Genomic DNA, 24,814 nt, shown 5'->3' on the forward strand with positions numbered 1-24,814 from the left:
ATTAAATAAAAACGTCCCGATCATTGATCGGGACGTTTCAATTTGGTGTCATTCTGCAACAGCCTGTTGCCGGGCAAGCAAAGGAAAAATTCTTTTAGTACGAATCTTTCAGGTGCAACGGGAGAAACAGAATGACAATATTTTTTTCAATAAGCTGCATCAAAGATATAAAGAACTGATTCAATCAACAAAGACTATAAAGCAATTTGTTTTTGAATCATCAATTTTCTGAGATTGATAAGACCGTAGCGCATACGGCCCAATGCTGTGTTGATGCTGCAGTTGGTTGTAGCTGCAATTTCTTTAAAGCTCATGTCGGCATAATGACGAAGGATGATTACTTCCCGTTGATCTTCAGGTAATCTTTCAAGCATTTCACGGACACGATTGTGACTTTGTCTTTTTATCAAAACAGTTTCGGCACTGTCATCTGCAAAGTTCAGGACTTCAAAAATGTCTTTGTCTTCGCTATTGCGGATCGTAGGCGTTCTTTTTACTTTACGAAAATGATCAACGCAGAGGTTGTGAGCAATACGCATAGCCCAGGGCAGAAACTTGCCTTCTTCAGTATAGCGGCCACCACGCATCGTGTCGATGATCCGGATAAAAACATCCTGGAAAATGTCTTCAGCGAGGTATTTGTCCTTTACCAGAAAAAGGATTGAAGTGTACAACTTGTCCTTGTGGCGAAGCACTAAAGCTTCAAGGGCACTAAGATTGCCATCCTTAAAAAGATGGATGAGTTCATGGTCGGTTTTTTCGATAAAAGCTTTCATAAAACTTCTACAGTTTAGGTGGTTGAATGGGATAGGTTTAAAAACTAAAAATAAAAATGGGTGATTCGCTAATAAAAAGTAGAAGTATATGCGATAGGCGGGGTAATTTTTTGGTTATTCATTTTTTTGGATATTGGATAATAAAAATATAGTTTTTAGTTGATGTTCCAAACACCCTTCCAAAAAAAGATTTAAAATTTATTGCAAAAAAAATGTTAATCATATCCCTTGAAGTTTGCGTGGGATAAGGGTTTAACTTTGATATTCTAGAAAATGGAAAAAGAAATAATAGGGAAAAAACCCTTAGTGACGAAAACCGTAAATCCCGCAGAAAACATCCTTATCAAGGGTGCCCGGGTCCACAACTTAAAGAACGTTACAGTCGAAATACCCAGAAACAAGCTGGTAGTTGTAACCGGTGTGTCCGGATCGGGGAAGTCTTCGCTGACTATTGACACCCTGTATGCCGAAGGACAACGGCGTTATGCGGAAAGCCTCAGTGCTTATGCCCGCCAGTTTCTGAACCGGATGAATAAGCCGGATGTCGATTTTATAAAAGGTCTTTGCCCCGCCATAGCTATTGAACAGAAAGTAATTACACGAACTCCACGTAGCACGGTGGGGAGTATGACAGAGGTCTATGACTATTTGCGACTGCTCTTTGCCAGGATCGGTAAAACTATTTCACCTGTTTCAGGAAAACAGGTGAAAAAAGATGATGTAACCGATGTGGTGAAAGCCATAACAAGCATGGAACCCGGGACCAAAGTTTTTATCCTGGCCTTATTTAAGCAGCATAAAAACAGAAATATAAAAGAAGAATTGAATATTCTTTTACAAAAAGGCTTTACGCGGGTTTATAATCATGAAGAGGGAAAAAATCCCGCCGGCACTGTTTATAATATAGAAGACTTGCTGGAGTTGGCGGATAAAGACCTTAAGGGGCAGTTTGGCGGTAAAGGATCCCGTTTATATATTTTGGTTGATAGGCTGGTTGTAAAAGAGTTTGATGAAGATGATATCCACCGGATATCTGATTCGGTCGGCACTGCCTTTTACGAGGGAGAGGGCGATGTATACATCGAAGCGCAACCAGTGACTGATAGTGATCAGGTGACAACTGATAACGGGTTGAAGGCAAAGGCAAAAAATAACAACTCACTTCTTCACTTCAACAACCGCTTCGAATTAGACGGTATACAGTTTGAAGAACCCGTGCCAAATCTTTTTTCTTTTAACAACCCGTTTGGTGCATGTCCGACCTGTGAGGGCTTTAGCCAGGTGCTTGGAATAGATACTGAATTGGTGATACCCGACAGAAGCCTTAGTGTTTATGATGGTGCCGTTGCACCATGGAAAGGAGAAAAACTGGGTCTTTGGAAAGAAAGGTTTATTAAAGAGGCGAAGAAATTTAATTTCCCTGTCCATAAACCCATTGCCGATCTCACCGAAAAGCAATACCAGGCTTTATGGGAGGGAAATGAATATGTAGAAGGGATTAATGACTTTTTTAAAGAAGTAGAGCAGAATCTTTACAAAGTTCAGTACCGTGTTTTGTTAAGCCGCTATCGTGGCCGGGCCCTTTGCCCCGAATGCAAAGGCTATCGTTTAAGAAAAGAAGCATTGTATGTAAAAGTGGGTGATAAACACATAGGGCAATTAGGCGAAATGCCGGTAAAAGATCTGAACGTTTGGTTTATCGAAATGGAAAAGAAGCTGAGCGATCATGATAAGCAAATCGGAAAAAGGATCTTGCTGGAAATTCATCATCGGCTCAAAACATTGCTGGATGTTGGGCTTGGATATTTGACTTTGAACCGCCTGGCCAATACCCTGAGTGGTGGAGAAAGCCAGCGTATTCAATTAACACGTAGTCTTGGAAGTAATTTGACTGATTCATTATATATCCTTGATGAGCCTTCCATCGGACTACACTCGAGAGATACTTCGAATTTGATAAATGTGTTGAAGGAGTTGAGGGATTTAGGCAACACAGTTGTAGTGGTTGAACATGATGAAATGATGATGCGGGAGGCCGACCATATTATCGACATGGGGCCATTGGCCTCTCACCTTGGCGGAGAGGTAATTGCTGAAGGTCACTATGATGATATTATTCACAATCCCCAGAGTCTAACCGGGAAATATTTGGATGGCATTTTAAAAATCGAGCCGCCAAAAACAGCAAGAAAATGGAACCGGTCAATAAAGGTGGAAGGCGCCAGGCAGCACAATCTTAAAAATATTACTGTTGAGTTTCCTCTAAACGTACTATGTGTCGTAAGTGGTGTTAGCGGAAGTGGTAAAACAACATTGGTAAAACAAATTCTTTACCCCGCATTAAGAAAGCTTAAAGGAGAGTTTGGTGATAAGATAGGCTATCATAGAGCTATTACCGGTGATATAGATAGTATTGGTCAGATAGAAATGATCGATCAAAACCCTATTGGCAAATCGTCGCGAAGTAACCCCGTTACCTACATCAAAGCATATGATGAAATAAGGGATTTATTTGCGAAGCAGCCCTTGAGTAAAATGCGTGGATTTCAGCCCAAACATTTTTCTTTTAATGTGGATGGTGGCCGATGCGACACCTGCAAGGGTGAGGGAGAACAGGTAGTAGAGATGCAATTCCTGGCCGATGTGCACCTGGTATGTGAAGCTTGCGGCGGTAAAAAATTCAAAGAAGAAATCCTGGAAGTAAAGTATAACGACAAAAATATTTTCGACGTGTTGGAAATGGGCGTGGATGAAGCGATTGATTTTTTTTCGGGCGCCGGAAAAGATGAACAAAATATTGCCAGGGCCATACAGCCTTTAAGCGACGTCGGACTTGGCTATGTGAAGCTCGGTCAATCTTCTGATACCCTGTCGGGCGGCGAAGCGCAACGGGTAAAGCTGGCTTCTTTTTTAGGGAAGGGGCGAAGTGCTAATAAAATTCTTTTCATTTTTGACGAGCCTACTACGGGTCTTCATTTTCATGATATACAAAAATTGCTCACATCCTTCCATGCTTTGATAGAACAGGGCCATTCAATAATTGTAATAGAACACAATACTGACGTAATAAAAAGTGCGGACTGGTTGATAGATTTAGGACCCGAAGCCGGGGATGGTGGAGGTAATCTTGTTTATGCCGGGAAGCCATCAGGTATAAAGTCAATAAAAGAAAGTCATACAGCCCGGTTTGTTTGATCAGGTATTGATAACACTGGCTTTATTTACAGGGATTATTTTTCCACCAAAATATTTCAGGTAATATAAAATCGCCTAGCTTTGTAATCCACCCTTTTAGATTAATACACCATTCTCCTGCCCTGGGTTATTCATTCTACCCTTAGAAAAAATATAACCTGTCTGAATTGTGTCAGGTTTTGAAGTACCCCTTTTTAGTTTTTCCAATTCCTTTAAAATTTCGGCAAGCCATTTACAAACTATCTACCCTGACGGTTGGTAAATTCTTATTCTCTATAAAACAAAAAAGGTAGCAATGAAAAATTTTTACTTATTTCTGCTTCTTACTTTTATTTCAATTACCGGCTTGGCAAAAACAACTACATGGATCGGTAGTGCAAGCGCTAGCTGGAATGTTGCCACTAATTGGGACAATGGAATCCCGGTCGCAGGTGACATAGTAATTTTCCCCACTAACACTACATCTGTTGTAACCCAGGTGGCTCAGTCCGGCAACATAATTTTAGCCAGTTTGTTAATTCAGGGCAACTCAACTATTACATTGCAGGCGGCAGCTGCCAGAGTTTTGACTATTTCCAACGGCGCAGCCGGAGATGATTTAGCCATAGATGCCGGAGCCCAGTTAACCCTTAGTACTAATGTAAATTTAGCAATGGGAGCAAATGCGAATGCTTCCATTGATGGCCAGTTAAATGTGCAGACTGGTCGTACTTATAACACAGACGCCGCTTTTGCCGTTACCACTGTCACTTCCACTGGGATAATAAACAATAATGGCGGAACAGTTACCAGCAGCCAGGTCATTAAACTTTTGTTTAACAGTGGTGCCACTTATATTCATGCCAGGAATGCAGGAGCAATCCCAACGGCTACCTGGAATGCAGCTTCCAATTTAAATATTACCGGTATCACAGCTACAGCACCTACTAACCTTTCCCAGACCTTTGGGAATGTAAAGTGGGATAATGCACAAACCGCAGATATTAATCTTAATGGAGTTCTCACAACAATCGCCGGCAATTTAGAAATTGTAAAAACCAGTGCAAATGCTACTGTCCGACAACTGGAATTCAAGGAAAATGGACCCTTAACTATCCTTAATGTTACTGGTAATTTAATTATTCAGCAAACAGCACCGGCAACAACAAATGTTGTTTTGTTAGACGAAGGAACGGGCAGTATCACCCTGAACATAACAGGTAATTACAATCACAAAAGCGGAAATCTTGTTTTTGCTGATGTCAATAGTGATGGCGACAATGGAACTACCATTGTTAATTTGAATGGGAACTTTTTACAGGAGGGTGGCGATGTTGATTTTACCAGTGGTGATGAAGGGCCGGCCGGCAGAAGAGCTTTTTTAAATTTGAAAGGAAATTTAACACAAACCGCGGGTACTATCCGAACTACCGTAATTGATGATGCGGTTATTAACGGCTTGATTACTTTTAATAAAGCAGGGGAACAAATTTACACGGCCACAACGCCTACCAACATCACCTATACAAACTTCACAGTGGCAAATGGAAGTACATTGAGGTTGGCTTCCGGCTTAAGAATCAGCAGAGATAATCTTCCAAACTTTGTTGGTAAGTTAATAGTAGAAGATGGTGGTGTTTTAAATACCGCCACCTTCGTGGTTTCGTCACAAATTGAAGGCGATGTGCCTGCTCCTGAAACGGCATTCGCGGAGTTTCAATTATTACCGGGCGGTAAATTGATTACAGGAAGTGCAAATGGTGTCCAGGGAGCTATTAATACAGGAAACAACCTGACAGCCACCTTTAGTAGTGCGGCAGATTATGAGTTCCGTGGTGCGGCTACAGGAACTTTCGCAACTTCACCAACAGCTAACACGGCAAGAAATTTCATTGTAAATAACTCTACAACCAGCAATGTCACACTTTCTCAACCAATGTTGGTAACAGGTGCCCTGACTCTTGCAAACGGTTATCTTACCACAACTACCAATCTGTTGACAGTGGGAACCGGTGGAACCGCTACGACTGCTAACGGAGCGTTTGTAAACGGACCGCTTGCTAAGAATACCAACAGTGCAACGATTTTCAATTTCCCCGTTGGAAAAGCTGCCGGTGGGCTACGGACAGTAGGGATTATTACAACTGCTGCCACTGTTTCTACATTTACAGCTGAATTTTTCAGGGCGACTCCGCCAACAGGCGCCCTGGCGCCAACTCTTACCCGGATAAGTGGGTGTGAATATTGGACGCTTGAAAGACCTTCCGGAGCAGCAGCGCAAGTTGTATTATCGTGGTCTGCTAATAGCCCTTGTACCCCGGGTGGCGGATACGTTACTCAGCCGTCGACATTAAAGGTGGCTCACCTCGTAGGGGGCACCTGGCTTAATGAGGGCGGAGTAAATCCAACCGGAAATAATACTGCCGGCACGATTACTTCAGCCAATGCCGTATCGGCGTTTAGTCCTTTTGCATTAGCCAGCAGTAATGCCGCTAATCCACTGCCGGTTATATTTGCCAATGTACGTGTAATAGAGAAAGACAATGGTGTAGAGATAGGATGGAGCAATTTGACCGAGAGGGATGTTCTTAGTTATTCCGTTGAACGCTCAACCAACGGAAGGGATTTTACCATGATAGCTCAGCAGCAGGCAATCAGCAATGCGAATGATAAAGCGGATTACCTGGCTTTTGATGCCGCTCCAATGACAGGAGTGAACTATTATCGTATCAGGGTCGAAGAAATAGGGGGAAAAGTAACCTATACCAGGATTTTGAGTGTCAACTTGAAAAATAATGTGTTGAGCCTGCAATTGTATCCCAACCCTGTTATTGGTAAACAGGTTACAGTCAGCCTTGCCAATTTGAGACGCGGACAATATTATTTGAAAGTTGTCAGCTCATCTGGTCAGCAGGTATTCACGCAAACTATCAATAGCATTAGTAGCAAAATAACCCAGGTGATTGATCTCCCAGCCTCGCTCAAAACCGGAGCTTACAACATGATTGTAACCGGAGATGGGTTTAATGAAAGTAAAATTTTCATTGTGCAATAAAGTTCTTTCATATAAATCTGGTTTTGACACCCGGCAATCAAAATATTGCCGGGTGTTTTATTTCAGGGCTCACTTCCCGTTTTTAAGCATCTCTCCGGCCAGTAATTTTTCCACTACCAGGTATGTTTTCTTCTATCGACCCTGGCGTTTGTACTATCGTAATTGTCTTGGTAAGATTACAGGGGAGCCAAATATTTACCATTCCGCAACATGCTGTTTAAATAATATTCGAAAAAAATACTGGTTATTTATTTAAGCGGTATTTTTATTTATAATGTTGATAAGGAACATTTTGTAATACTTGATCGTAATATATGCAGCGTTGTTTTCGGGTAGTTTTACGTTGAATAGCGAAATTTTTTGTGGAAAATACTTGCGAAATCGGAAACTGCAATATAGTTTTGTTGCGTGTTAATAATACAACACTAATCATCCAACCACTCCTTGAAATCCGTACCAAATACCCGTGACATATAAAATAGTTTATTGAGGCAGTTCCAGGTTTTGAACTGTTGATTGATATCAGAAGATAGCAATATGTCCATGTTTTGCCCGATCCAATCCTATGTTGTCGTACTCGTGTTCTCTATACTCTAAATAAAACTCTGAACAATGAAAACAAATCTACTCAACTCCGTACACGTAAAGGTGAGCCTGTTATTTGCTGGTGTGCTTTTTACAGCAACAAGTTTTGCGCAAACAACTATCAACAATGGTCAAACAGTAGCAGCCAGTAATATTACCGCTAACACTGCGATCATTATCAACGCCGGTGGAACGTTAGACATGGACGTTTCCAAGTCATTTACAACATTGACAACAGCGAATGCTGGTACATCAGCTATTTCAGGTACAGGTGTGTTGACACTAAACACGGTTACTATAGCTGGTGGTAATGATCTTTCCATTGCAGTGCCGGTTACAACAACTACATTGGCAAGTGCCACTCTCACTAACCAAACTTCTACAGTTTCGGGTGCAGGTAGTATCAGTGCTGGTGCCTTAACAATTAACGGCACGGACGGTAATGGCGCAACATTTGCCATTGGCACAGGATTAACTGTAGCGGCGGCTTCTTTATCAGGCGGAGCAGGTAATAACCAGACGACCTATAACGTAGTTGTGAATGGCGTGCTGAAGATTGGTGGTGCTATTGATAATTCTATTGATAATCTTACCAGCAATCCTGGTTCGACGGTTGAGTATACAAGCAATGGTAATCAAACAATGTTTGCCACAGCCTATAACAATTTGATCTTATCAGGTACCGGAACTAAAAGTTTACCCGGCGCAGGTGGAGCGACAACGTTAGCCATTTCAGGAAATGTAACAATTGGTACAGGAGTTACTTTTGACAATAACAATAAATCTTTAACTATTGCCGGAAACTGGACAAATGACGGCTCTTTCACTTCCGGACCTGGAACAATTACATTTAGCGGAAATGCCGCTCAGGTAATTGGTGGTACTCAGCCGACGAGTTTCAGAAGAATTGCTTTTGCAAACACGAACGGAGGAATTAGCTTAACTAAACCAGTAACAATTACAGAATCTGCAACCTTTACAAGCGGTATCGTAACAACTGATGCAACCAACTTATTAATATTTAACGATAACGCTACTTCTTCCTTAGTAGCTACCAACGCAGCAACAACTTCTTATGTAAACGGACCGGTAAGAAAAGTAGGGAATGATGCTTTCGTTTTCCCGGTGGGAAAAGCAAATGGATTTGTACCCATTGAAATTGGTGCAGTTGGAGGTGCAGGTAATACCTTTACGGCAGAATATATTCGTGCAACAGCTCCTAATCGTACCAACATTACTGCGGCTGGCATCCAGGCCATAAGCTCATGCGAATATTGGACATTGGATAGAAGCGCCGGTACTACTGCCATAAGCCTTATCCTGCATTGGAATGCTAATAGTCCTTGTGGTGGAACTTATATTTCAGATGTACAATCTATGAGAGCTGTTCACTATAACGGAACGTCTTGGGATGCTGCCAGCACAGGTTTTGGGGCTGGAACTCCTGCAGCGGGATCAGTAACCTGGGGAAGTGTGAGCACGTTTAGCCCATTTGCTTTGGGTACTACCGATGCCGCAGCTAACCCACTTCCTGTAGTATATGCCAATGTAAAAGCTTATGAAAAGAATAAAGGTGTACAGGTAGAGTGGAGCAATCTGACAGAAAAGGATGTAGCTTCTTATTCTGTTGAACGCTCTGCAAATGGCAGCGATTTCAGCAGTGTCGCTACACAGTTGCCTGCTAGCAACCAAAATGACAAAGCTGACTACAGTGCTTTCGATGCTACCCCTAATACCGGAGTTAATTACTACCGCATTAAAGCAGTAGAGGTTTCTGGTAAAGTTGTTTACAGCCAGGTGTTAAGTGTAAGTCTTGGTAAATCGGGTCAGGCTTTAAGATTGTATCCAAACCCGGTAACAGGCAACCAGGTTACAATTAGTCTTTCCAACCTGAAAAATGGTCAATATAACCTGAGGGTTTTAAATACAGCCGGACAAGGTGTATACAGGCAAGCTATCAATGCAAGCAGCAATACCTTGACCCAAACACTGGAATTACCTTCTACTATTAAACCCGGTGTTTATAATCTCGTAGTAATTGGAGACACTTATCGTGAAAGCAAAATGTTCATTGTTCAATAAAGTGTACAAATAGAGGACCAAAAGAACCGGCTAATTTAGCCGGTTTCTTTTTATAGTAAATAACCTAAAGGTTCAGCTCAACTTAACATTGCATCAGCTACTCAAATATTATTTAAAAATTTTCCTGAAATAGTTGCAGAATTGAAAATGGAAATATAGATTTGTTCCGTGTTATCTGTAACACATCCTCAACTATCCACATTCTTCTGAATTCCGTACCCAAATCCTAAAAACTTTATTGTGATAAGGAATGCTTCGTGTATAGAGCCGTTGTGCTAAGCTATACTAATATCTAACCAGTATTTTTTTCATCCAACTCCTGTTTAAAGATCACAGATCCTCCTCATGCAAATCCTCGGATTGTGAACTCTTATTCTCTATAACCTAAAACTCTGAATGATGAAAAAAATTTACTTTGGTTTAGCCATGATTTTGGCTACAACGACCTTGTGGTCACAAACAACCCGCAGATGGATAGGTCCGGATAACGGATTATGGACTTCGCCTATTAACTGGGAAACAGGAGTTGGTGCACCGGGTGTCCCTCAAACAGGTGATCTTGTAGTATTTGACGACGGTAATACCCGTACTGTATTAAATGTACCAGCGATCACTCTTGGTGGGCTGACTATCGCCAATACTTCCACCGTAACACTTCAGAACACGTCAAGTGCTAATACCATTACAATCCAGGACGGCCCGAATGTAACAGACTTTAGAGTTGAAGGCGGCTCTGTTCTTACATTGGGTAATGGTGTATATCCAAATGGAATTAGTATTCATTTACAAGTGGATCAGTTTGTAAAAGCATCTATTGCCGGAACCTTTATTATCAACTTCGGTACATCGTACGAAACCGATTTTAATGCTGTTAGCACTTCAGTTAGCGGTATCATCGAGAACAGGGGATTGGTAACCGGGACAACAACAAGACTTCTTTTCCTGCCAGGAAGTACTTATATACATGCTGAAGACGAAGGAGATATTCCTGATGCCAGCTTTGATGCTGAATCAACTGTCAGAATCACAGGGATGATATTTGACGCTCCCCGTTTCCTCAACAGGGCATTTGGCAATTTTGTTTGGGATGCTCCGGGACAAAAAAGGGTTGCAAGGCTTGCAGCTGCGGGAATGTCCGTAGCAGGCACTTTTTCTATAGTGAATACCGGCGAGTCCCGTTTACAGATGGACCAGGAAAATTTGAGCGTAGGTAACTTCAGCCAAAGCGGAGGTAATTTTGCAATCGGAACCGATAATACTGTGGCGGGACTTCCAATTCCTGCATCAAGAACCTTGAATGTTAGCGGAGATGTTTCAATTACAGGCGGCGACCTTTTCGCAGGTATCTATGCAGCACTGGGTGGCATTGGCACTATAAATGTTATGGGAGATTTTTCACTTACCGGTGGAAGGATCACTGAGAACGGAGCAGGTAAAGGCATAGTCAATTTTGCAGGCACAGCTGTACAATCTTTTACAAAAACGGATGATGGCGTTATCGCTCAAACTATAGATTTTAATATAAACAACAATGCCAAGGTTGACTTCGGCACTTCTATTCTAAGCGGAGGTGCTGGATTATTTACACTAAATCCCGGCGGTAAAATTATTACTTCGAACCCCGCTGGATTGGGTGGTACGGGTTCCATCCGTATAGCCAGAGTTTTCTCGAGTGGAGCCGACTATGAGTTCCAGGGTCCTACAACAGGCGTGTTTACCACAACAGGTGGTGCGGCAGGACAAGTGAGAAGCCTTATTATTAATAATTCTACGACTGGTGAAGTGATAGCTGCAAGGTCTTTTTTGGTAAGCGATGCATTAACACTATCTAATGGACATGTTACGACTACTGCAACTAATTTAGTAACTGTGGGATTTACGGGAACTGCATCGACGCTGAATGGTGCTTTCGTAAACGGTCCGTTGGCAAAAATGACCACTGTACAGGGACAATCCTTTACTTTCCCTGTTGGTAAAGTTGATGGAGGTCTTCGGACGATTGGAATTACTCCTCAAAACGGAACTAATAATACTTATCGTGCAGAATTCTTTAGAGGAACTCCTCCTGTTGGTACAATCGGCAGCGGCCTTACAAGAGTTAGCGGTTGCGAATATTGGACAATGAATCGTACTGCAGGAAATGCCCCTGCCAGGGTTACTCTTTCATGGGCTGCTAACAGCTCATGCAATGGCGGCGCATATGTTAGCCAGCCTTTAGATCTGCGTGTTGCACGTTTAGAAACAACGGTTTGGACTGATAAAGGAAATGATGGCATTACAGGTACGTTGGCTGCTGGCACGGTTCAATCAGGCGTTATTGGTGGAGGTATCAACAATGCCTTTGCTTTAGCAAGCTCCAGCGCAGCAAACCCGCTTCCTGTTGTATTTGCTAACGTAAAAGCCTTCGAAAAAAATACAGGTGTACAAATCGAGTGGAGCAATCTGACAGAAAAAGATGTTGCTTCTTATTCCGTTGAACGTTCTGCCAATGGCAGGGATTTCAGCAGCATAGCTGAACAGTCGCCAACAAGTAACCAAAACGACCAGGCTGACTACAGTGCATTTGATGCAAGTCCGTTTGCAGGTGTTAACTACTATCGTATCAAAGCGGTTGAAACTACCGGTAAAACTGTTTACAGTAAAGTGTTGAGTGTAAACCTTGGTAAAGCCGCAAAAGGTTTAAGCTTATATCCAAACCCCGTAAGCGGTAACCAGGTTACAATCAGCTTGTCTAATATCAAACGTGGTCAATACAATATTCGTGTGGTAAATGTTAGTGGCCAGGACATCCATAAACAAGTTATAACCAATCAGAGCAGCAATTTCACTCAAACTATTGATTTACCATCTTCCATTAAGCCAGGAGTTTACAATATGGTGATAACCGGAGATGACTATCGTGAAAGCAAAATGTTTATAGTACAATAATGTATATTATCAATAGGGGGTTACAACGTGGCCCTCTATTGATTAAATATTATTTATCAGAATCGTCCCTCCTCTCTCCTAAGCAACTTTATTTTCAAATCAGGCCAGAGAACAGCCTTGTATTGCTATTATCTTCTCCAATCCTTCTGAATTCCGATCCTTCGAATCCATTTACAAACAGGTGAGTAACTGAAAATTTTTATTGATAACTGCTAAACCTTTAAAATAACCTACCAGGTTTACAGTTAATCCAACTCCTTTAAAAAAGCTGTCGGTCTTTTTTAAAAAACATTGCACAGTAATAATAAAAGTTATTTACAGTGATAAAGAAATCTTATTCCCTATTTTTTCTTTTACTGCTTGTTTTAATTGCCCGGTCACAAACCCGTACCTGGAATGGAGGGAATGGTAATTGGAATGATGCATCAAAGTGGACACCGGTAGGAGTTCCGGTTGAAACGGATATACTTGATTTTAATAGTGGCACTGCTGCAATCTTCAATGTACCAGCTTATTCTTTTAAAGGAATTATTGTTAGTGGCGGTGAAATTACTTTACACGGCGTACCAGGTGGTGAGCAACGGGTATTGTTAGGAGACAATTCTCAAAAGAATGCATTAACGGTTTTCAAGGGTGCTTCATTGACGATTGCCAATAAGCTGGGGTTGGAGCTATTTAATAACGCTTATGCAAAAATTGATGGCACCTTTATTGTCTCAGCGGGTGCTACTCTTAATCTTGGAGAATCAGTTGTGGATGGCGATGGTGACGTTACAATTGACAAAGGAGCTAAGTTAATAACAGCGCATGCACAAGGCATTTCTTTGACAGGATCAATGGGCGCCGTAAGGGTTGCAGGAAAAAGAATTTTTGATAGTAATGCCACATATGCTTATTCAGGCTCCAGACAACAGGTAACCGGGTTAGGATTACCGGCCAAAGTCAAAAACCTCACTATTGACAATGCAAGCGGATCAAACCAAGATAATGGAGTAACCCTCTCCAGGTCGACGACTGTCACCGGTGAATTGATGCTAAAAAATGGATTTATCCAAAGTTCAGAACAAGGTATGCTTGTGGTAGATGATGGCGGAATGGTTGCAGTGGGTAGCGAACAGGCATTTGTGGCGGGGCCGATGAGAAAAATAGGCAATACTCCTTTTACATTTCCGACAGGTTGGGTGGGAAGTGGCGGCGGCAGAATACCCATTGGAGTTAGTGTTATGGATTCAAATGCGTCTATACAAGCGGAATATAAAAGGCTGCCCGCTACAAACAAGGGAAATACAATCAATGCCCCTTTGCACCATATCAGCTATTGCGAATATTGGGAATTGTTCCCCACAGGAGAGAATGTCAAAGGGCTTGTAACATTATACCGGAATGCCTATAGCAACTGCAGTCCTGTTTCAAGTATGAGGGATCTTTCCGCGGCAAGGGTAGCCAGGTCTAATGGGACAGCATGGACACAAATTGGCAATTCGAAAGATAGCATTGATGGGATAAATGGTTTCGTGGTATCAGATTCAGCGGGAGTAACGCTGACACAAAAAGAAAAATATTTTACACTGGGTAATATTACAACGGCTAATGATCCTTTGCCGGTAATGTTTGACCATGTTATTGCTTACGGGAAAAATAATGGCGTTATTATAGAATGGAGTAATCTTACTGAGAGAGATATTGCCACCTATTTTGTTGAACGCTCAGGAAATGGCAGTGACTATTCCATTGTCTCCCAAATTCTTCCCAAAAGCAACCGCGACGACAAAGCCAGTTATCAATATTTTGATAACAATCCATTGCCTGGTCTGAATTTTTACCGGATTAAGGTGATTGAAAAATCGATGAAGATCATTTTTAGTAAGGTGTTGCGGGTGGAAAGGGATAAAGAAAAACATGGTATTAGTTTATACCCCAATCCTGTTACCAATAACCAGTTGATTATTGCACTGAGTGGCGTCCGGGAGGGTAATTATAACCTGACACTATTTAATAGTGCTGGTCAAAACGCATTTCGCGACATCATTAATAATAAAGGAAGTTCTACCATAAAGACATTAAAGCTGCCTTCAGCTATAAGGCCAGGCATTTATAATTTAGTAATTACCGGTGACAACTATCGGGAAAGCAAGACACTCATTGTTCAATGAGGGTATAGAGTACCAATAGAGAAGAAAGGGCTGGCCATTTCAGAGTTGTGCCGGCCCTTTTCTTATTCAGTAAACGATTGGGCAGTTTGGAGACTGGCAATAAAAAAGCCACAAGTTTAAATCTAACTTGTGGCTTTTATTACTTAACGGAAAATATTTACCTCAATTTATCGAGACTTTTTACCAGTTTTTCGTCTTTCAATATGCCTCTTGTAGCCATTATATACCCAATAAGAATAGCAAATACAAAAATAGCGGTGAGTGCAAAGTTGCCGTTGGTAAATTTTTTTACCTGAAGAAAATAAAGGACGACAAGAGCCGTGGCTATTAGTGTGCCGGTGATGGTTAGTTTGACTTGTGTTTTCCGGTCTTTAAACAAAAAAATAGCTATTGCTGAGATCAATAAAGAAGCACCGGTTAAAATCAAAAGAAAAAAAGTACTTCCGCCATTCAATTCTGCAAACCGTGATATATTATCCTCCAGGATATTGCCAGTATAAAAAGAGAACTTGAAACTTAGAAAAGAAGATACCGCCGCTAACAATAACCAAAGTGTCTGCTGCCGTTGAATCATAAAATGAATTGTTTCTGTCAAAAATAAGCATAAATGCTTTCATGGTATTTTTCGGTACAGTCAATAATGCCTATTTGGACAGTTCATTGTATCCTACCGATTGCTTTTTGACAAAAATCGAAGCATGAAATTTTATTGATCAGGTAAAATAATTATGGTTAGAAACTAGTATTTAACTCTCAGTCTTTTTTCTTCAAACCTTGGGTGGCTCGATGTTTTTTATCAGATCCATTAGCAAATGCCACTTTTTAAAACTCTTAAAAATTAATGTATCTCCTTTCAATTCGGATTCCTACCAATCGGCGGCGCCGGTATATTCAGGTGCCTTGCTGTATTTGAACGTTTCCTGGTAAATATTTCCATTTAAGGAAAATGTGCCCGATCCGGCTCTTGTTTCATTACCAGATGAATCTTTCGCTAATAAAAAGAAGTCATTGTGAAACATTTTGAACTGGCTGATTTTCTCCTTTTCTATAGACTCCCCATCGACAGTTTTTCCCACGAACTCCCAGGCGCCACCGATCGGTGCGGTCGTGGAATTTCCTTTGACCTCTGCTGTATCCTGGCCTTTGGCAGGGCCATCAGTACACCTGGAGAAAAAGATGACCAGCAGGGCCAATAGTATTGGCCTACAAGCTCGATTTGTCATCGTAGCCGATTTATATGTTATGAAAATCATCTCCAGCCCGGATTCGTAATATCCCTTGGGTCAAAAAAGTTTTCCTGGTCTATTATTTTCCCTTCCTCGTTTACAATGAAACGATCAATAATCCGTAGCGTACACGCTGGTTGTATAATATGACAATGAAATTCTACAGCAACCGTTGTCTCGTCGCTATTGATAAACGTATCGATGAGTTCAACGCCTCCCAGCAAGGATGGTAAAGGCGCCCACCACTGGGTTCTTAAATTTTCTTTTCCCTTCAAAGGATTTGCTGAACCGCCGGGACAAATAGGAGCTCTTAGTACCACATCATCGGCATAAGGTATAGCGTCAAAGTTTTTACCTCCTAGTCCTTTTAATACATAGTCTTTGGCTAACTGGTGAAGGAGTTGGCTTTTTGATAAGGTAATTGTTGGCATTTGATTAATGGTTAATGGTGAAGAATTAGTTTGCCCCCAGTTGCCGTTGAAAATCGGCGTGATCCCATTCAATCTCTATTCTTTCAATTTTTCCAGCCGGATTCAGGCGGAAAATAAAAATATGATCGCTGTCAAATGATTTTCCTTTATTGGGAATACCTGCAAAATCTTTCGCCTGCGTACCCCTTATCACTACCTGGCAGTGTACTGTATCACCATCCTCAGCTATAGCGGCATCTACTGTGTTATCAATATCAGGAAAGCAATCGATCAATGAAGCCCAGATAGCTCTTCCCAATTCGCCGATTTTTCCTTTACCCGAATCGCCAAGTGGTTTGAAATAAACTTCACCTTCGGGATTGCAAAAACTCAGCATCTTGTCTACATCTCTTTGCTGATAGGCAAACATAAAAGAGACGCAGGCGTTTTTTAAACTTAGTTCCTGTTGTTGTTTTACGAGTGTGTCCATAATATAAGATTGAATGATTATTGAATAATACCGGCTTAGCCGGGATAGTTACTATGCTGTTTGATCTTTCGAATTTGACGAAGGTGGCGATCGCAATGGCCAAATATGGTGATATACCGCTGATGAATGTTGGGACTTCCAGGCTTAAGATTATAGCTTCTCAGGTCGTCATTTGTAGTAATAAGAAAGGTATTCGCTTCATTTCTCAGTTTTAAGAACCATTCTAAATTGTTTTTCCCTTCATTTATTCCCATGGGAACTGTATAGGTAAAGGGTTTAGTATAATCTGTTGAAATATGCGGTTTCTCTTCCATGATAAAAGTTACAAAAACGCTATCAGGCCTGGACGTTTTTGAAAGATCAGGTTTTTGACCATCAGCCAGGGCTCTGCTTATATCATGGCTAATTAGCATTTCCCAAATTGCAATATGTTCAACCACCTGGTTGATAGACCACCTGTCCGACGTTTCTTTGAAATTCCATTGTTCCTTCGTAAGATCCGCCGTTTCATTTACAAGCTCAGCTTTACTGCGCATTAGATTTTCAAGAAGATATTGACGGTCGCTGTTGGTCCATTGTTTCACCTCGGGGTCAATTGTAAAAGCCCCGTCCGGTTTTTGTGAATAAGTAATTGAAAAGTTCAAGAGTAATAAAAAGAAAAAAGCTTTTTTCATAGCAGTTTAATTTACTGCTAAGGTATCATCAGCCATGTGCAGAAACATTGTAAAACTGCGTCAACCCGTTGTAAAATTGCGGCAGGACTAAGTCAATTTCTGAGTAACAGGCTTCTCCACGTAGTTGGCCAGTTCCAGGTTTTCTTTTAAATATTGCTGTGGAGTTCTGCCGGTAAAAGCTTCAAAGTCTTTTATAAAGTGAGCCTGGTCATAAAACTCACCTTCATAAAATATTTCAGGCCAGTTTACCTTTTTCTTGCCAGCCATGAGGTTAAAGATGTACCCGATACGCCTGACCCTTGCATAATATTTTGGACTTAATCCAACCTTTTGAAAAAATCGTCGCTCAAAAGTCCTTCGTGACATACAGCTGTCGGCAAGCAAATCGTTTACCTGCAACATGCCATTTTTTTCTACAATAATGTTGACCGCTTTATCAATATAATCAGGTTGGGGATTCACCCGCCGGATATGATATAGAAGAAGTTCTTCCAGCAAGTTTGCTTTTTGAATAGCCGTCGCAGCGTCCCTGACCTTGCAAGCATAATTTTTTATATAATCCTTCGGTAATACGGAGAAAAGGTCGATTCGTTCTTCTGTTAGTTCATATGCATTTAAGCCAAAGAGTGTGGCCAGGGCCGCTGGTTTGAAGACAATGCCGGTTATCCCGATTTTACCTTTTAGGGATAATTTGTAACTATACGTTGACAAACCGCAGACGAATTGTGCGGGCACCGGTAAATGGTCATACTTTTTATTTTGCAAGAAATAAGAATCTCCGTAGTTGATCACAAGCGAGCAAAAACTATTGGGTGGTGACTCGACGATAAATTCACTATCTAATGGCTCATCGCAATGCCAATTGAAATAACATTCCACATATTGCGACAGTGTTTCGTTTGGTTGAAATTTCTGATAAATCATCAGAGACAGCTTGGTATTTAAAGTTCGCAAATAATAGGCAGGCTTCCAACAAAAAGCCCCGTCATTTTAAGACGGGGCTTAAGTTTAATACGGTTAACCTACCCCTTGACTGAACTGGTTTTTTGAGCATTGCGGCAAGCTATTTGGCTTTTTGAAAAGACTCCGCTTCTTCCATTTCGCCATCTACAATCCGAATTGTCTTCCAATCGTTTTTGCCTTCTAATTTTACCAGGTATACTGTGTGAGTACCGACGTTTAGCTCATGAATGTAATAGATGTTGTGATCATAATAGCTGCTCTTCACCTGGTGACGGATATCACGGGCCAGTTTGTTTTCAAAATATGAGCGGATGTTTCCAAGCAACCTTCCTTTATTGTCGTAATAAACTTTTGTTGTCACTCCATCTTTTTCAAATTTTGCCATGTAGCAATCGCTCAATTCAAACCAACTGGCATTTGAGGCGTGCTTATAAGTTTTGTCAAAATCTTTTACTGCTTTTGCGTTGATGTTGATAGATGTCGTACCCTGGTTTACGAATAGGTTCCGGGATTTAGCTTTGGCGTTATGGGCTAAATCCTTTGCTCCGGGATCAGGAGATATTGTATTGAGGTTTTCCTGGGCGCAGAGGCCACTGCATAGTACTATAAACGGGATGAACCCTGTTGTATAGCGAAAAAATAGTCTTTTCATTTTGTAAAGTTTAATGGTTAATGGTTCTTGATAAGGAAGAATGATTTCAAAAAGCCGGCGCCTGCCAGGATGGGCCCTGGGCTGGGGAAAGAGTTGTTGACAACTGGCAGGCAAACCGGCTCACTTTTTCGAAAAAATGTGTATTTGAAGTATTGGTCGAATAAAAGATGATACAGGAAACATACAAAAGAGTTTTTTTCTTAATCCCCGTTTTTCAGTATCTTATGAGTACAAAAAAGGTATATGCCTTTTCACCAACTATCATCCCGCTCTGACCAGGACATCATTAATAATTTATTGCAGGACGGTATTGACCGGAAAAAAGCAGAAGAGCAACTTTTTACGCAATATGCTTACTTCATTGAACAAGCCATGCACAAATATTCTTTCCGGGAAGACGAAGCCTTCACCATTTACGCTGATACCGTTATTGCGGCAATTGCCAGGATAAGCGATCATTCTTTTGAAGGAAGATCCTCTTTGAAAACATGGCTATTCCAGATTTTTCATCATAAATGTGTTGACCTTGTTCGCAAGAAGACGACAAATAAAAACAGTGTGCATCGTACCGGTGATCTTTCAGCAGTATTGTTGCACATGGCCGATAATGCAAAGACGATAATCCAGGAGATGATGGATAAAACAGACGCTGACCTGTTAAAGCAGAAGTTGAAGGAGATAGGAGAGAACTGTCGTCAGCTTCTGCTGCATTGGGCCGACGGATTTAGTGACAAAGAAATTGCGACCATATTTGAATACAAAACAGCTGACGTAGTTAAAACGACGCGGTTGCGCTGCCTGGAAAAACTACGGCAATTATATAGGACCAGTTAAAACAAAATAACTTGAGCAATATAGAAATGATAGAGGCATATTGTAACCACGAGCTTTCCGAAGAAAAGCAAAGGGAGTTTGAACAAAGAATTGTCGGCGATCCGCTTTTTGCAGACGAAGTCGCTTTTTATATGTCAACAAAGCAATTCGCTGCTTCGGCCATGATGGAGAAGCGGGCAGACTTAAGAAGGGTTTTTGAGGAGTATAAAAAGGAAAGGCCTTTATCGAAACCACAGCCAGCTTTGATGCGAAGAATCCTGCCTTGGGTTGCCGCAGCAGCAGTCGTCGCCGCTATTGTATGGGGCTTAACTATTTTCCGGCAACCTTCGTCTTACCAAGAACTGGCCGATAAATATGTAAAAGAAAATTTGTCGGTACTATCTGTGACGATGGGCAGTAAACAGGACAGTCTGCAGGCAGGTTTGGCCTTGTATAATGAAGGTAAATTGCAGGAAGCGCAAAAACAATTTGAATCCCTGGTGGCAAATGATACGGCTTCTGTTGAAGCAAAAAAATATGCCGGAATTGTTGCTCTCCGGCTCGGGGAATACGACAAAGCAATAAATCACTTTACTCAATTAGAAAGCTATACTCATCTTTATTCCAACCCCGGAAAATTTTATCATGCCCTTGCTCTGATGAAACGGGATCAGCCCGGTGATGCTGAAACGGCCAAGCAACTTTTAAATGAAGTGGTGCAAAATAACCTTGAAGGGGAAAAAGAGGCGGAAGAGTGGCTGAAGAAATAGTAATTTTTTGCGAAGGGCTGAATAGTAAGTATATTAGGGATGAGAACGTTTTGCGACATATAGTTAGTTTTACAGATTCTAAATCAAAACTATTTTCAATCGCTACTTCCTAATAACCTTAATGTTATATGTCCTTATGATTTCTGCGATGGATTAAGCATATAAACTTGCTTGAACAATTGAAGTACCATTTATTTAATTCCAGCCCGGAAAATTTTATCATGCCCTCACTCTGATGAAACGAGATCAGCCCGGTGATAAACAGCAAGCTAGGGAACTATTGCAGACGGTAGTGAAAAGTGGATTAGATGGGAAAAAAGAAGCTCAGGCCTGGCTATAAAAATGTAAACTATTTATTCACCACTAAAATGTTTATTTATGAAATGGGCAAAAACAACGGAAGAACTAAGCGCTATGAACCTGGATCATATAGGTCAAGCAGCGATTGACCTATGTTTTGAAGAGTATACGTCAATAAATGATGATGGAACACAAACAGGGCAAGATGGAAAGAAGAAAAAAAAGGGAGAAGTGAAAAATAGCGCTGCTTTAGATACATTTGGAGAATGGGTTACTTATCCATCTTTAACGCAAGACTCAGCGACTTATCCTAAAAAGTTTTTTCCTGGTTTAAATTTAACAAAGCCGCTAGCTTTGGATAAGGAAGGACGAAGAAGGTATGAAGTATTTTGCGGAGGGTTTCTTTATTATCATGATGTAATATTTAAAAAATATCAGATTAAAGATCTATATCTAAAATATTACGGTGAAAACCATGATAAGAAAGTTTTTGAGCACAAGATCTATTTCGAATGGTTTGGTAAAGGTGATATAAAGTTGAATGAAGATAGTACAGAAATAGCAGAAAAGGTAACCATTTACATCACTCCAACTCCACCCGACCTAAATCCCGATCCGCCTGATCCACCAGGAGGGCCACCACCATATTAATGAATAGACTTGTCAATAAATAAGCAGCAGCCTTGACATTCCGGGAATGTTTGCCAACTTTTTATTTACTCCGGTTTGCTAATGTTTTTGCACTTATGCGAAGAGGACTTCTTATACTGATAAGTTCTGTGTTGCTCTTAACTGCATCCTTATCGGGGCAATGTCCCGATAAGGATTTTTTATTTAAACGCATTCGTTTTGTAAAGGACTCTTCCGGATTTACTCCACAAGAAAAAATAGCGGAATTACTTGGCTACCTGGATAAGATGGATAGCTGCCCTTACCGGAATGATTCCACCCATGTATTTTTACTCCGCAAAATTGTAGATATATATTTTGAGCAGGCTGACTTTTTAAAGGCAGCCCAATACCTCCGCCAGGTTATTGATATTATTTCTGCAAATGCTCACAAACCTTCCATAAAGATAGAAGCCCTGCCTAGAAACTATTACTATCTATCTGTTATGTACGATTCATTAAACAATATTGCCGGAAGAATGAAAGCGCTGGATAGTTGTTTCACTATCGCAATGAGAATAAATCATGTGGACAACGCCTCTTTGAAGGCATTGTATACCCAGGTTAAATATTTCTATGATGTTGGAGATTACCACCGCTGTATAGATTATGCGGCCAAATGCAGATCACTTGGCCAGGGCTATGCTGATAATAATACAGGCCTGGAAAAAAAAATAGGTGAAAGTTATGCTTTCAGTAGCCTGGGTTGGCAGGTAAATGCCCTGCTGAAATTAAAAAAAAATGAACAGGCGGAAGATCTCATGAAAAATAAAATAGAGGAATACCGCAAGCAAGGGCTAAAAGAGTATTTGGGATTAGCATACGGCCAATTAGCAGAAGTGCAGCAACAAAAGGGAAATTTTGAAATGGCCCTTTTTTATTATAACCAGTGTCTTAAATGTTACCAGGAGACCGGGGACCGTTTTAATTATAAACAAACGCTGAAAGATATTGGGTATAAAATTTATTTCATGCATTTCAAGGATGGAGATAAGGCGCTTGCTTATTACAAAAAAGCGCTGAAGTATGTGAATAAGGAAGAAAACATGAAATCATATGACGTTTTTGAATCGTTAAATATATTTACCCAAATTGCGAATGTATATGTGCAGAAAGGTCTTTATGATTCCGCTTTTCAATGCTTCCGCCTGGCCTTTGATCAAATTAAGTCCGGCAGTAACGAAAAGGATGTTTTAGAAAGTTCGCAGGCGGAATTTATAACGCATAGAAAGATACATTACCTGACAGGCTTGTTTATCGATAAGGGCAACGCCTTTCTGAAACAATATGAAAACAGCAGGCAAAGGAATGCGCTCCATGAAGCGATCCGTATTTATAAAATGGCGGATCTATTACTGGACAGGGTTAAACTAAAACAAAAGGAACTTGAGTCAAAACTTTTTTGGCGAAGCGATTCTCGGCGCCTTTACGAAAATGCCATTGAAGCCTGTTACTTACAAGGCAATACGACTGATGCGTTTTATTTTTTTGAAAAAAGCCGTGCAGTACTACTCAATGATCAACTCAATGAACAGCAATGGATGGGGGAAACGGATATTTTAAAACAAACTCAACTTAAGAAAAGTATCCTGAATCTTGAACGGGGGTTAGTCAGCGAGAAAAGCTCGGGAGCAAAATATGCAGCATTTCAATCGCAAATTTTTTCAGCCAAACAGGAACTGGACAGGCTGGAGCAATCAATAAAAACTAAAAACCCGTTATATTATCAAAACTTTCTTGATACCGGGTTTATTTCATTGTCTTATACACAAAAGAACTTACTGAATCATAATCAGGCGCTGCTGGAAATATTTTCCGGTGATAGTGCGGTATACGTTTTACTGATAACTGCCCGCCACAGTTTTTTAAAAAGAATAGACAAGCAGGACTATGAAAACACGGTAAGCGAATACATTTCCTATATTTCCAACGGTAGTTTGTTAAATCGTGATTTTGCCGGTTATATCAAGGTCGCATCCCACTTGTATAGCCTGATCTTTAACGATAAGTTACCGCCAGGGCAACGTATTATCATATCACCAGATGGACAATATTTTCCATTTGAATCATTGGTTTCAACTAATGCTGTCAAATCGCCGGGATATTTAATAAATGATCATGCTGTCAGCTATACCTATTCAGCGAGGTTTCTAATGAATGATTTTAAGACTTCTTCGGGAAATGGAAGAAATTTTATGGGGGTGGCACCTATTAACTATCCCGTTTCTTTTTCGCTGGCATCCTTGCCGGGCAGCGATCAGTCGCTGCAACGAATAGCAAATTATTTTGGATATAGTACAAAACAAGTTGCAATCAACGCTTCACGAAATAATTTCTTGCGACAGTTCTCCGGTTATAAAATCATTCAGCTGTATACCCATGCGGCTGACAGCAGTATTAACAATGAACCTGTGATTTATTTCGCTGACTCAGCATTGTATCTGTCCGATCTTATCCATGAATCTAAACCTGTGACAAGACTTATTGTACTATCAGCTTGTGAAACAGGCAGAGGTAAGCTATATAACGGTGAAGGCGTGTTCAGCTTTAACCGTGGCTTCGCTGCTTTGGGAATTCCCTCGGCTATTACAAATTTATGGGCTGTAGACAATGAATCGACGTATGAGCTTACGGAGTTGTTTTATAAGTGGCTGGCGAAAGATCTGCCGATTGATATAGCGCTGCAAAAGGCCAAACTTGAATTTTTAGAAACTGCTTCGGGGGAAAGATTGCTGCCATTTTACTGGGCGGCACCGGTGCTGGTAGGAAAGAGTGATTCCATACATTTGGAAAAGGCTCAACCCTGGAAATGGATAGTTCTATTAACTGGGGTTGGGTGCATTGTTTTTTTTGCTGCACGCAAGTGGGCCATTTCTAAAAAAGCAGCATAAAGGATGAGTGGTAGTAAGATTAGCGTAAGCATAAATCAATAATTGAAAAACAGATTTAAAAAATTTACTCTTCTATTTAGGGTTTGCTGATTTTGTATCAAAGCCTTGCCCATGTTGAAGTTTGGTTAATTTAGATTAACCAAAGTGCAAGGAAAAATGGCAAAAGCGAAAAAAAACCGTGCATCTAAAACTAGATATGTCAG

17 protein-coding genes are annotated in these 24,814 nt (G+C 40.8%); 9 read left to right on the forward strand and 8 right to left on the reverse strand.

All coding sequences use genetic code 11. From position 1 onward, the window contains the following. Window positions 1–194 precede the first annotated feature (194 nt). Window positions 195–776, reverse strand: a complete 582-nt coding sequence (locus P2W73_RS06455) for an RNA polymerase sigma factor (RefSeq protein WP_276501186.1) — start codon at window positions 774–776, stop codon at window positions 195–197. Between the two features lie 306 nt (window positions 777–1,082). On the opposite strand from P2W73_RS06455, the gene uvrA reads away from it, so the two are divergent. The 5 genes from uvrA (at window position 1,083) to P2W73_RS06480 (ending at window position 14,753) form a co-directional block, all read left to right on the forward strand. Then, window positions 1,083–3,971 (forward strand): excinuclease ABC subunit UvrA, encoded by a 2,889-nt coding sequence (gene uvrA, locus P2W73_RS06460; RefSeq protein ID WP_276501187.1) that lies wholly within the window; start codon window positions 1,083–1,085, stop codon window positions 3,969–3,971. 295 nt (window positions 3,972–4,266) lie between these two features. After that, a complete protein-coding gene (locus P2W73_RS06465) occupies window positions 4,267–7,005 on the forward strand; it encodes a T9SS type A sorting domain-containing protein (RefSeq protein WP_276501188.1) in 2,739 nt (912 codons plus the stop codon). A gap of 612 nt (window positions 7,006–7,617) precedes the next feature. Next, on the forward strand, window positions 7,618–9,672 hold the full coding sequence (locus P2W73_RS06470; protein ID WP_276501189.1) for a beta strand repeat-containing protein: 2,055 nt from the start codon (window positions 7,618–7,620) through the stop codon (window positions 9,670–9,672). Window positions 9,673–10,071: 399 nt separating this feature from the next. Further along, on the forward strand, window positions 10,072–12,600 hold the full coding sequence (locus P2W73_RS06475) for a T9SS type A sorting domain-containing protein (RefSeq protein ID WP_276501190.1): 2,529 nt from the start codon (window positions 10,072–10,074) through the stop codon (window positions 12,598–12,600). A 320-nt stretch (window positions 12,601–12,920) separates the two neighbouring features. Continuing rightward, window positions 12,921–14,753: a T9SS type A sorting domain-containing protein gene (locus P2W73_RS06480; protein ID WP_276501191.1), complete on the forward strand. Its 1,833-nt coding sequence runs from the start codon at window positions 12,921–12,923 to the stop codon at window positions 14,751–14,753. Window positions 14,754–14,910: 157 nt separating this feature from the next. Here the strand turns inward: P2W73_RS06480 and P2W73_RS06485 are convergent, their stop codons facing one another. From P2W73_RS06485 to P2W73_RS06515, 7 genes are all read right to left on the reverse strand, one after another. Next, window positions 14,911–15,327 carry a DUF4293 family protein gene (locus tag P2W73_RS06485; protein WP_276501192.1) on the reverse strand — a complete coding sequence of 139 codons (417 nt, stop codon included), beginning with the start codon at window positions 15,325–15,327 and terminating at the stop codon, window positions 14,911–14,913. 292 nt (window positions 15,328–15,619) lie between these two features. Further along, complete coding sequence (locus P2W73_RS06490; protein ID WP_276501193.1) at window positions 15,620–15,976, reverse strand: hypothetical protein; 357 nt, start codon at window positions 15,974–15,976, stop codon at window positions 15,620–15,622. Between the two features lie 26 nt (window positions 15,977–16,002). Beyond that, a complete protein-coding gene (locus tag P2W73_RS06495) occupies window positions 16,003–16,410 on the reverse strand; it encodes a nuclear transport factor 2 family protein (RefSeq protein WP_276501194.1) in 408 nt (135 codons plus the stop codon). A gap of 25 nt (window positions 16,411–16,435) precedes the next feature. After that, on the reverse strand, window positions 16,436–16,879 hold the full coding sequence (locus tag P2W73_RS06500; RefSeq protein ID WP_276501195.1) for an ester cyclase: 444 nt from the start codon (window positions 16,877–16,879) through the stop codon (window positions 16,436–16,438). 35 nt (window positions 16,880–16,914) lie between these two features. Beyond that, the gene (locus P2W73_RS06505; RefSeq protein ID WP_276501196.1) at window positions 16,915–17,553 is read right to left on the reverse strand and encodes a DinB family protein; all 639 of its coding nucleotides are present in this window, start codon (window positions 17,551–17,553) and stop codon (window positions 16,915–16,917) included. Between the two features lie 87 nt (window positions 17,554–17,640). Continuing rightward, window positions 17,641–18,477: a helix-turn-helix domain-containing protein gene (locus P2W73_RS06510; RefSeq protein ID WP_276501197.1), complete on the reverse strand. Its 837-nt coding sequence runs from the start codon at window positions 18,475–18,477 to the stop codon at window positions 17,641–17,643. Between the two features lie 139 nt (window positions 18,478–18,616). After that, window positions 18,617–19,168 (reverse strand): hypothetical protein, encoded by a 552-nt coding sequence (locus P2W73_RS06515; RefSeq protein WP_276501198.1) that lies wholly within the window; start codon window positions 19,166–19,168, stop codon window positions 18,617–18,619. A gap of 243 nt (window positions 19,169–19,411) precedes the next feature. On the opposite strand from P2W73_RS06515, the gene P2W73_RS06520 reads away from it, so the two are divergent. The 4 genes from P2W73_RS06520 (at window position 19,412) to P2W73_RS06535 (ending at window position 24,611) form a co-directional block, all read left to right on the forward strand. Continuing rightward, entirely contained in the window at window positions 19,412–20,002 is a 591-nt protein-coding gene (locus P2W73_RS06520) for an RNA polymerase sigma factor (protein WP_276501199.1), read from the forward strand. Window positions 20,003–20,013: 11 nt separating this feature from the next. Then, complete coding sequence (locus P2W73_RS06525) at window positions 20,014–20,751, forward strand: tetratricopeptide repeat protein (protein WP_276501200.1); 738 nt, start codon at window positions 20,014–20,016, stop codon at window positions 20,749–20,751. 378 nt (window positions 20,752–21,129) lie between these two features. Continuing rightward, window positions 21,130–21,702, forward strand: a complete 573-nt coding sequence (locus P2W73_RS06530) for a hypothetical protein (protein WP_276501201.1) — start codon at window positions 21,130–21,132, stop codon at window positions 21,700–21,702. A gap of 95 nt (window positions 21,703–21,797) precedes the next feature. Then, complete coding sequence (locus tag P2W73_RS06535; RefSeq protein WP_276501202.1) at window positions 21,798–24,611, forward strand: CHAT domain-containing protein; 2,814 nt, start codon at window positions 21,798–21,800, stop codon at window positions 24,609–24,611. Window positions 24,612–24,814 lie beyond the last annotated feature (203 nt).

This window comes from Terrimonas pollutisoli (genome assembly GCF_029360765.1).
Taxonomy (GTDB): domain Bacteria; phylum Bacteroidota; class Bacteroidia; order Chitinophagales; family Chitinophagaceae; genus Terrimonas_B; species Terrimonas_B pollutisoli.

Excerpts from the sequence above, each read along its gene's own strand:
- P2W73_RS06455 (WP_276501186.1), bottom strand. The coding sequence starts at position 776 with ATGAAAGCTTTTATCGAAAAAACCGACCATGAACTCATCCATCTTTTT.
- P2W73_RS06465 (WP_276501188.1), top strand. The coding sequence starts at position 4,267 with ATGAAAAATTTTTACTTATTTCTGCTTCTTACTTTTATTTCAATTACC.
- P2W73_RS06470 (WP_276501189.1), top strand. The coding sequence starts at position 7,618 with ATGAAAACAAATCTACTCAACTCCGTACACGTAAAGGTGAGCCTGTTA.
- P2W73_RS06475 (WP_276501190.1), top strand. The coding sequence starts at position 10,072 with ATGAAAAAAATTTACTTTGGTTTAGCCATGATTTTGGCTACAACGACC.
- P2W73_RS06485 (WP_276501192.1), bottom strand. The coding sequence starts at position 15,327 with ATGATTCAACGGCAGCAGACACTTTGGTTATTGTTAGCGGCGGTATCT.
- P2W73_RS06490 (WP_276501193.1), bottom strand. The coding sequence starts at position 15,976 with ATGACAAATCGAGCTTGTAGGCCAATACTATTGGCCCTGCTGGTCATC.
- P2W73_RS06495 (WP_276501194.1), bottom strand. The coding sequence starts at position 16,410 with ATGCCAACAATTACCTTATCAAAAAGCCAACTCCTTCACCAGTTAGCC.
- P2W73_RS06500 (WP_276501195.1), bottom strand. The coding sequence starts at position 16,879 with ATGGACACACTCGTAAAACAACAACAGGAACTAAGTTTAAAAAACGCC.
- P2W73_RS06505 (WP_276501196.1), bottom strand. The coding sequence starts at position 17,553 with ATGAAAAAAGCTTTTTTCTTTTTATTACTCTTGAACTTTTCAATTACT.
- P2W73_RS06510 (WP_276501197.1), bottom strand. The coding sequence starts at position 18,477 with ATGATTTATCAGAAATTTCAACCAAACGAAACACTGTCGCAATATGTG.
- P2W73_RS06515 (WP_276501198.1), bottom strand. The coding sequence starts at position 19,168 with ATGAAAAGACTATTTTTTCGCTATACAACAGGGTTCATCCCGTTTATA.
- P2W73_RS06520 (WP_276501199.1), top strand. The coding sequence starts at position 19,412 with ATGCCTTTTCACCAACTATCATCCCGCTCTGACCAGGACATCATTAAT.
- P2W73_RS06530 (WP_276501201.1), top strand. The coding sequence starts at position 21,130 with ATGAAATGGGCAAAAACAACGGAAGAACTAAGCGCTATGAACCTGGAT.
- P2W73_RS06535 (WP_276501202.1), top strand. The coding sequence starts at position 21,798 with ATGCGAAGAGGACTTCTTATACTGATAAGTTCTGTGTTGCTCTTAACT.